Origin of the sequence: Armatimonas sp. (genome assembly GCF_031410135.1) — a bacterium.
Taxonomy (GTDB): Bacteria; Armatimonadota; Armatimonadia; order Armatimonadales; family Armatimonadaceae; genus Armatimonas.
Genome location: NZ_JANNYP010000277.1, coordinates 1 through 1,940 on the forward strand (window position 1 = coordinate 1; position 1,940 = coordinate 1,940).

The 1,940-nt window shown below is 62.4% G+C and carries 3 protein-coding genes; 2 read left to right on the forward strand and 1 reads right to left on the reverse strand.

The genetic code is table 11. The annotated features are described in order from the left end of the window. The coding region (locus tag RMO15_RS10240; RefSeq protein WP_309711528.1) for a winged helix-turn-helix domain-containing protein at window positions 1-318 on the reverse strand (318 nt) is incomplete at its 3' end. A 39-nt stretch (window positions 319-357) separates the two neighbouring features. On the opposite strand from RMO15_RS10240, the gene RMO15_RS10245 reads away from it, so the two are divergent. Both RMO15_RS10245 and RMO15_RS33240 read left to right on the forward strand, forming a co-directional pair. Next, entirely contained in the window at window positions 358-1,803 is a 1,446-nt protein-coding gene (locus RMO15_RS10245) for a glycosyltransferase family 39 protein (protein ID WP_309711531.1), read from the forward strand. Between the two features lie 22 nt (window positions 1,804-1,825). Continuing rightward, the coding region (locus tag RMO15_RS33240) for a DUF4058 family protein (protein ID WP_369016099.1) at window positions 1,826-1,940 on the forward strand (115 nt) is incomplete at its 3' end.

Consider the following 1,940-nt stretch of genomic DNA (forward strand, 5'->3'; position numbering starts at 1 on the left):
GGTGGTGAGGGCCTCGGGGCGGATCTTGAGGTGTGTTCGGGTGGCGATGAGTACGGAGCCCGAGGGAGTCGGGGGGGGCTCCAGAGCTTTGCGTAGGGCGTTGAGGGCGACGCGCAGGCTGGCGCGGCCTTGCTCTAAGTCGCTCTCGGGCCAGAAGCGTTCGATTAGCTCCTCACGCCCGTGTTCGCGGTGGGGGTGTAGGGCCAGCCAGGCAAGCAGCGCGACCGTTTTTTGCGTACGGAGCCGAGTGATGCTCTCGCCGGGACGCTCCAGCCGAAAGCCACCGAGCAGAAAGAGTCGCCAGACAGAGAGAGACATAGACAAGGGATTCTACCCGATAGCGGCGAATCAGACTCCATGAACCTGGTCCGTGCGAGCCTCATTGGCACTCTCTTGCTCTACTTTTTTCTCTCCTGGACCTATGTGGCAGGCACGCCCGTGCAGGAGTTCTACCTCCCCGACTCCGTGCCGCAGGCGCAGCGCAGTGCTCCCGTGCTCGCCGGGCTCGGCCCCGATGAGAAAGAGTACCTGATCTACGTCCGCTCGCTGGCAGAGACAGGCCGTGTGCCGCGCCCGACCGCCGAGCAGCGCAAGAGCGAGGGTGAGTTTGTCTGCTACCAGGCCCAGCACCCGCCGCTGTTTTTTATTCTCTCGGTGCCGCTCTGGAAGCTGGTGCAAGGAAACGCTTTTTGGATGCTCTGGCGGGGGCTTTGTGTGCTCTTGGGAGCGGCGGCGATTGCGCTGGCGTCCAAAGCGGCGCGACTGATCTTCCCGGAGAGCAAGCTGGTCGCCCTCACCGCCGCGCCGCTGATGGCCTTTGTCCCGATCTTCGGGCACCTGCTGGGCCATGTCTCCAACGAGCCATTGGCGATGGTGCTGGGGACAGGCGCGTGGCTGATGGCCGTGCGCCTCTGCCGCGAGGGGCGCGTGCCGGGCACCAAGAAAGCGCTTCTGCTCGGCATCGTCTTGGGGCTGGCGCTACTCACCCGCTTGACCTCGGTAATCTGGTGCCTTGCGGTAATCGTTGTGCTGGGGCTGACCTTCAAGAAGAAAGCCATCAAGCCGCTCGCATTGGCGCTTGTCATCGCGTTTGTCTTGCTCTCGCCGTGGCTGCTCCATAACTTCACGAACTACGGCAAGCCACTGATCCGGCCTTTTGATAACCCGCTCCTCGCCAACGGCGCAACGCTCACGGATTTTCTGGGGGCCGGGATTCGTCCGTCAGGCTCCCCGACGCAGTTCACGCCACTGATCACGGTGCTCTTCTGGGCCGCGACGGGCTGGACACCGTTCTGGCTGATCGGGAGCCTGCTTCCTGGCAGCTACGACGGCATGGTGCAGAACGCGGCGTACTTGCTCTTGGTAGACTTGGCGATCGGCCTCACGCTCTTCTGGAACGCGTCGCAGGTGCGTCGTAAGCTCGCGCCGAGTGATCCTGTGATCCGAGCCGCGCTCTGGGCGGCGGGCGGCGTCTTATTCTTTCTGATCGCGGTGGTGCTCCAGCAGATGCTCTTTGTGGACTGGAATGTGCTTCAGTCCGCCGGGCGCTACTTCACCGCCGCCGCGCCGCTCCTGATGCTCTTGCTTCTCACCGCGCTGGAGGCTGTCACGCGCAAGCTGCCCACAAACGCCAAGCTGGCTGTGGGGGTCATCGCGGCGCTGGCGCTCTTTCTGGCGAGCCTGCACACCACGAGCCTGGTGCGCCAGTTCTACGTGGGCAACCCGACCCAGAAGAAGTGGCAGAAGCTCGCCCCGGCAGGTTCCGGGCGTGCCTACATCGTCTCCGATACCGACAAATCATGATAAAACAGGGGAGAGGTGTGTGATGTCTAAACCGTTTCCTGGCATGGATCCGTTTCTGGAAAAACCTGGCTTCTGGCATGAGTTCCATAACTCACTAATCTATCTCTCATGGTTCGCTCATTTTTTGAGGGGTTTAG